7 protein-coding genes are annotated in these 6,238 nt (G+C 69.2%); 5 read left to right on the forward strand and 2 right to left on the reverse strand.

Annotated features, from left to right (window positions below; genetic code table 11):
• Entirely contained in the window at positions 1 to 753 is a 753-nt protein-coding gene (gene dapB / locus ACFY2L_RS32900) for a 4-hydroxy-tetrahydrodipicolinate reductase (RefSeq protein WP_390662590.1), read from the forward strand.
• A 7-nt stretch (positions 754 to 760) separates the two neighbouring features.
• Positions 761 to 1,216, forward strand: a complete 456-nt coding sequence (locus ACFY2L_RS32905) for a hypothetical protein (protein ID WP_390662591.1) — start codon at positions 761 to 763, stop codon at positions 1,214 to 1,216.
• An 84-nt stretch (positions 1,217 to 1,300) separates the two neighbouring features.
• Here ACFY2L_RS32905 and ACFY2L_RS32910 read toward each other — a convergent pair whose 3' ends face one another.
• Together ACFY2L_RS32910 and ACFY2L_RS32915 are read right to left on the reverse strand one after the other, a co-directional pair.
• Complete coding sequence (locus ACFY2L_RS32910) at positions 1,301 to 1,855, reverse strand: hypothetical protein (protein WP_390662592.1); 555 nt, start codon at positions 1,853 to 1,855, stop codon at positions 1,301 to 1,303.
• 51 nt (positions 1,856 to 1,906) lie between these two features.
• A complete protein-coding gene (locus tag ACFY2L_RS32915) occupies positions 1,907 to 2,140 on the reverse strand; it encodes a hypothetical protein (protein WP_390824181.1) in 234 nt (77 codons plus the stop codon).
• Between the two features lie 146 nt (positions 2,141 to 2,286).
• Here ACFY2L_RS32915 and thyX point away from each other — a divergent pair, with 146 nt between their 5' ends.
• The 3 genes from thyX (at position 2,287) to ACFY2L_RS32930 (ending at position 5,953) form a co-directional block, all read left to right on the forward strand.
• The gene (gene thyX, locus ACFY2L_RS32920; RefSeq protein ID WP_390662594.1) at positions 2,287 to 3,027 is read left to right on the forward strand and encodes an FAD-dependent thymidylate synthase; all 741 of its coding nucleotides are present in this window, start codon (positions 2,287 to 2,289) and stop codon (positions 3,025 to 3,027) included.
• A 212-nt stretch (positions 3,028 to 3,239) separates the two neighbouring features.
• Positions 3,240 to 4,139, forward strand: coding sequence for a 4-hydroxy-tetrahydrodipicolinate synthase (gene dapA, locus ACFY2L_RS32925; RefSeq protein WP_390662595.1), 900 nt, complete (start codon positions 3,240 to 3,242; stop codon positions 4,137 to 4,139).
• A 128-nt stretch (positions 4,140 to 4,267) separates the two neighbouring features.
• Positions 4,268 to 5,953, forward strand: coding sequence for a ribonuclease J (locus tag ACFY2L_RS32930; RefSeq protein ID WP_390662596.1), 1,686 nt, complete (start codon positions 4,268 to 4,270; stop codon positions 5,951 to 5,953).
• Positions 5,954 to 6,238: the final 285 nt, after the last annotated feature.

The following is a 6,238-nucleotide window of genomic DNA, read 5'->3' on the forward strand; positions in this document are numbered from 1 at the left end:
ATGAGCAAGCTGCGTGTGGCGGTCCTCGGCGCCCGGGGCCGGATCGGTTCCGAGGCGGTCCGGGCGGTCGAGGCCGCCGAGGACATGGAGCTGGTGGCCGCCCTGAGCCGCGGCGACAAGCTGGAGACGCTGGCGGAGACCGGCGCCCAGGTCGCGGTGGAACTCACCACGCCCTCCTCCGTCATGGAGAACCTCGAGTACTGCGTCCGGCACGGCATCCACGCCGTCGTCGGGACGACGGGCTGGACCGAAGAGCGCCTCACGCAGCTGAACGGCTGGCTGGCCGCCTCTCCCCGGACGGGCGTGCTCATCGCGCCGAACTTCTCCATCGGCGCCGTCCTCACCATGAAGTTCGCGCAGATCGCGGCGCCCTGGTTCGAGTCCGTCGAGGTCGTCGAGCTGCACCACCCCAACAAGGTGGACGCCCCTTCCGGAACCGCCACCCGCACCGCCCAGCTCATCGCCGAGGCCCGCCGCGCCGCCGGCTGCGCCCCGGCTCCGGACGCCACGGAGACGGCCCTGGACGGTGCTCGCGGAGCGAGCGTCGACGGTGTCCCCGTGCACGCCGTCCGTCTGCGCGGCCTGCTCGCCCACCAGGAGGTCCTGCTGGGCGGCGAGGGCGAGACCCTCACCGTCCGCCACGACTCCCTGCACCACAGCAGCTTCATGCCGGGCATCCTGCTGGGCGCCCGCAAGGTGGTGACGACTCCGGGCCTCACCTTCGGTCTGGAGAACTTCATGGACCTCGGCTGAGCCCGTCATGCGCGCCAAGCTCTCCTACGCCGTCACGGCCGCCGTCCTGGTCTTCTACTTCGTCCTGGTCGGCAGCCGTGGCGTCATGCTCATCCAGTCCGGCACGCTGCTGACCGTCACCTTCGGGGTCGCGGTGCTGATCCTGCCGGTCATCGGGGTGTGGTTCCTGTGGAAGAACACCCAGTTCGTCCGTCGGGCCAACGCCCTCGCCGCCGAGCTCGACGCCGAGGGCGGCCTGCCCGTCGACGAACTCGAGCGCACCCCGGCCGGCCGGATCGACCGCGACTCGGCCGACGAGGTCTTCGCCCGGCGCAAGGCCGAGACCGAGGCGGCCCCGGACGACTGGCGCACCTGGTTCCGTCTGGCCGTCGCCTACCACGACGCCCGCGACACCCCGCGCGCCCGCAAGGCGATGCAGCGCGCGATCACCCTCCATGACGGCAGGCGGACCGAGGCAGCCTGAGCCGCCTCGCGACGACCGCACCGCCGTATGCCGAAGGGGCCGGCCCGCGTCTCGCGCGGACCGGCCCCTTCGGCACAGGGCGTGTCAGACGAGCCGGTTCTCCGCGGCCCACGCCTCGACGGCGTCCGCGGCCCGGTCGAACGCCTCGGACCGCCCCAGGAAGTCCGCTCCGTGCGTGGTCAGCAGTATGGCGGGCTCCTCCTCCGGCCGGTCCCGTCGGACGACCGTCAGCGCCTCACCCTGGACGGTCCGCGGCAGCCCCAGCCAGCGCACGGGCTGCTGCGCCGTCCGCACCGCCGCGACCCGGCCCCAGGGAACCGTCCGCGTGACGAGGAAACGTACCTGCCGCAGTCCGCGCGAGCTCACCCACACACCCATGCGGAGCAGGCGCAGCGCACTGGCGATCACCAGCACCGAGAACCCGAGGATCCCGCCGGCCTCGGAGACCGACCCGGTCAGCGCGATCACGACCGCCGCGAGCAGCACGTACGAGGCGAGCAGCAGTGCCAGCGCGGCCACCGCGACCCGCCAGGGCCCGGGCCGGTAGGGGCGCCGCCAGCGCTCACGGTCCTCGAAGGGCAGCGGGACATCGTCCGCTGACTCGAATGCGCGGTCGGCCGTCAGGAAGGGCAGGGGCACGGCTGGTCCTCACTCGTCCATGCGTGGGCTGTGCCCGGTGAGGCTATCGCGTCAGCGCCCCCGGGCGGCCTGTGACTGCTGTGACTGGTGTGACTGCTGTGCCGGGGAGGGGTGGTCCACGGTGAGCGCTGGGCTTCCGATGACCACGGAGCCGACGAGCGCGGCCACGATCGTCAGCCCCAGGAGCCAGCGCCCGGCCGTCTGCCCCGCGGAGGAGCGCTCAGGGGGAGGGGGAGTGACATCGCTGGTGAACAGGGTGACCGCGTCCTTCGGAGGTCCGTACAAAAGGTTTCCACGGGTACAGACGCGCGAGGAGCGCAAAAGGTGCCCGCTTTCACCCCGATTTCATGGGACCCGGGTGGTGAAGACCCCGTTTGGCGGGACGTAGAGTGGCGTCGCCGAATGACGAGATGGGAAGGACCCTCCGAATCGTGACCCCCACCCCGGACGACGACTTCAAGATCGACCTCCGCAGCGACGTCACCGTCGAGCTGGTCAAGCACAGCGCGGCGGACTCCGACGTCCTCTTCGCGGCCCGCGTGTCGACCGTCGGGGAGCAGTCCCTGGACGAGTTGGGCAAGGACCCGGAGCGTTCGAAGGGGCTGATCAACTACCTCATGCGCGATCGGCACGGCAGCCCGTTCGAGCACAACTCGATGACCTTCTTCGTCAGCGCCCCGATCTTCGTCTTCCGCGAGTTCATGCGGCACCGGGTCGGCTGGTCGTACAACGAGGAGTCGGGCCGCTACCGGGAGCTGCAGCCGGTGTTCTACGTGCCGGACGCCTCGCGCAAGCTCGTCCAGCAGGGCCGCCCCGGCAAGTACGTGTTCGTCGAGGGCACCCCGGAGCAGCACGACTTCGTCAGCCGGGCCATGGAGGACTCGTACCGCCAGGCCTACCGGACCTACCAGGAGATGCTCGCGCAGGGCGTCGCCCGTGAGGTCGCCCGCTCGGTCCTGCCCGTCGGCCTGTTCTCCTCGATGTACGCCACCTGCAACGCCCGCTCGCTGATGCACTTCCTCGGCCTGCGTACCCAGCACGAGCTGGCCAAGGTCCCCTCCTTCCCGCAGCGGGAGATCGAGATGGTCGGCGAGAAGATGGAGGCCGAGTGGGCGAAGCTCATGCCCCTCACCTACGCCGCCTTCAATGCCAACGGTCGTGTCGCCCCGTGACGAAGGCCTGTTCCCCTGTCCGGCACACATGTACGGGCCGCTCGCGCGAAGTGTCCGTATTGCGGCATTTGGAGAAGTTCATCTAGCCTGATCAAACGGACCCGGTACTGCTTGAACCCCCGAGCAGGCAGTACCGGGATCCGCATTTGTCGTGACTTTTCGTAACCCCCCGAGGGCAGACCACGGGGTGAGCAACGAGTAGCGTGTTCCCCATGGCTCCGACCTCCACTCCGCAGACCCCCTTCGGGCGGGTCCTCACCGCCATGGTCACGCCCTTCACGGCGGACGGCGCACTCGACCTCGACGGCGCTCAGCGGCTCGCCACCCACCTGGTGGATGCAGGCAACGACGGCCTGATCATCAACGGCACCACCGGCGAGTCCCCGACCACCAGCGACGCGGAGAAATCGGACCTGGTACGAGCCGTCCTGGAGGCCGTCGGAGACCGGGCCCACATCGTGGCCGGCGTCGGCACCAACGACACCCACCACAGCATCGAGCTGGCCAAGGCCGCCGAGCGGACGGGCGCACACGGCCTCCTGGTCGTCACCCCGTACTACAACAAGCCCCCGCAGGAGGGCCTCCACCGCCACTTCACGGCGATCGCCGACGCCACCGAGCTGCCCGTCATGCTCTACGACATCCCCGGCCGCAGCGGCGTCCCGATCAACACCGAGACACTCGTCCGCCTCGCGGAGCACCCGCGGATCGTGGCGAACAAGGACGCCAAGGGAGACCTCGGCCGCGCGAGCTGGGCCATCGCGCGCTCCGGCCTCGCCTGGTACTCCGGCGACGACATGCTGAACCTGCCGCTGCTCTCCGTGGGCGCGGTCGGCTTCGTCTCGGTCGTCGGCCACGTCGTCACCCCCGACCTGCGCGCCCTCGTCGACGCGTACGTCTCCGGCGACGTCCAGAAGGCCACCGAGATCCACCAGAAGCTGCTCCCCGTCTACACGGGTATGTTCCGCACCCAGGGCGTCATGACCACCAAGGCCGCACTCACCCTCCTGGGCCTGCCCGCCGGACCGCTGCGCTCGCCCATGGTCGAGTGCTCGCCAGAAGAGATCGACCAGCTCAAGATCGATCTTGCCGCCGGCGGGGTACAGCTCTGACAACGGACTTCACAACTGAATAGGCAGGCCACCGGTGCCTGCGACCACAACGACAACTGCTTCTGCACGAACGTCACGCGCGCCACGTGCCCTACCGGTACGTGGCGCGCGTGTTTGAGGAGAGTCTTTTGAGTCATCCGCATCCCGAACTGGGCCCGCCCCCGCCGCTCCCCGAGGGCGGCCTGCGGGTCACCCCGCTCGGCGGCCTCGGCGAGATCGGCCGCAACATGACGGTCTTCGAGTACGGCGGCCGTCTGCTGATCGTCGACTGCGGAGTGCTCTTCCCCGAGGAGGAGCAGCCCGGTATCGACCTGATCCTGCCCGACTTCTCGTCCATCCGTGACCGTCTGGACGCCGTCGAGGGCATCGTCCTGACCCACGGCCACGAGGACCACATCGGCGCCGTCCCCTACCTCCTGCGCGAGAAGCCGGACATCCCGCTGATCGGCTCCAAGCTGACCCTCGCCCTCATCGAGGCGAAGCTCCAGGAGCACCGCATCCGCCCGTACACCCTCGAGGTGGCGGAGGGGAACCGCGAGCGCATCGGCCCCTTCGACTGCGAGTTCGTCGCCGTCAACCACTCCATCCCGGACGCCCTCGCGGTGGCGATCCGCACCCCCGCCGGCATGGCGGTCCACACGGGTGACTTCAAGATGGACCAGCTCCCGCTGGACGGCCGCCTCACGGACCTGCACGCGTTCGCACGTCTGAGCGAGGAGGGGATCGACCTCCTGCTCTCCGACTCGACGAACGCCGAGGTTCCCGGCTTCGTTCCGCCGGAGCGGGACATCTCCAACGTCCTGCGCACGGTCTTCGCGAGCGCCCGCAAGCGGATCATCGTGGCGAGCTTCGCCAGCCACGTGCACCGCATCCAGCAGATCCTGGACGCCGCCCACGAGTACGGACGACGGGTGGCCTTCGTCGGCCGCTCGATGGTCCGCAACATGGGCATCGCCCGCGACCTGGGCTACCTCAAGGTCCCGCCGGGTCTCGTCGTGGACGTCAAGACCCTCGACGACCTCCCGGACCACGAGGTCGTCCTGGTCTGCACGGGTTCCCAGGGCGAACCGATGGCCGCCCTGTCCCGCATGGCCAACCGCGACCACCAGATCCGTATCGTCCCCGGCGACACGGTGATCCTGGCGTCGTCCCTGATCCCCGGCAACGAGAACGCGGTCTACCGCGTGATCAACGGCCTGACCCGCTGGGGCGCGCACGTCGTCCACAAGGGCAACGCCAAGGTCCATGTCTCCGGCCACGCCTCGGCGGGCGAGCTGCTGTACTTCTACAACATCTGCCGCCCGAAGAACCTGATGCCGGTGCACGGCGAATGGCGCCATCTGCGCGCCAACGCCGAGCTGGGCGCCCTGACGGGTGTCCCGCACGACCGCATCGTCATCGCCGAGGACGGCGTGGCCGTCGACCTCGTCGAGGGCAAGGCGAAGATCTCCGGCAAGGTCCAGGCGGGCTACGTCTACGTCGACGGCCTCTCCGTCGGCGACGTCGGCGAGCCGGCGCTGAAGGACCGGAAGATCCTCGGCGACGAGGGCATCATCTCGGTCTTCGTGGTCGTGGACTCCTCCACCGGCAAGATCACCGGCGGCCCGCACATCCAGGCCCGCGGCTCGGGCATCGAGGACTCGGCCTTCGGGGCCGTCACCCCGAAGATCGCCGAGGTCCTGGAACGCTCCGCCCAGGACGGTGTGGTCGAACCCCACCAGCTGCAGCAACTCATCCGCCGCACCCTGGGCAAGTGGGTCTCCGACACCTATCGCCGCAGGCCGATGATCCTCCCGGTCGTGGTGGAGGTCTGAGCGACGTACGACCCCTCGCACGTGCCCTCGTACGTGTGAACCTGGAGCGGGCCGCCTCGATTTGCATCGAGGCGGCCCGCTCCAGTACGTTTACGGCTCCGCCCGAACGGGAACCCGGATGCCTCGCGCAACGGAACCAGTCCCGGGAGGGGCCGGGAAAACCGACTCAGAACTTCTGATAAAGTCGGATCCGCCGGAAAGGAAACCGCGAAACAAAAGCGGGAACCTGGAAAGCACCGAGGAAATCGGATCGAGAAAAGATCTGATAGAGTCGGAAACGCAAGA

Origin of the sequence: Streptomyces sp. NPDC001381, from assembly GCF_042895685.1 — a bacterium.
Classification (GTDB): Bacteria; Actinomycetota; Actinomycetes; order Streptomycetales; family Streptomycetaceae; genus Streptomyces.

Bases quoted from the DNA above. Each gene is read 5' to 3' on its own strand.
- ACFY2L_RS32905 (WP_390662591.1), top strand. From the start codon at position 761: ATGCGCGCCAAGCTCTCCTACGCCGTCACGGCCGCCGTCCTGGTCTTC.
- dapA (WP_390662595.1), top strand. From the start codon at position 3,240: ATGGCTCCGACCTCCACTCCGCAGACCCCCTTCGGGCGGGTCCTCACC.
- dapB (WP_390662590.1), top strand. From the start codon at position 1: ATGAGCAAGCTGCGTGTGGCGGTCCTCGGCGCCCGGGGCCGGATCGGT.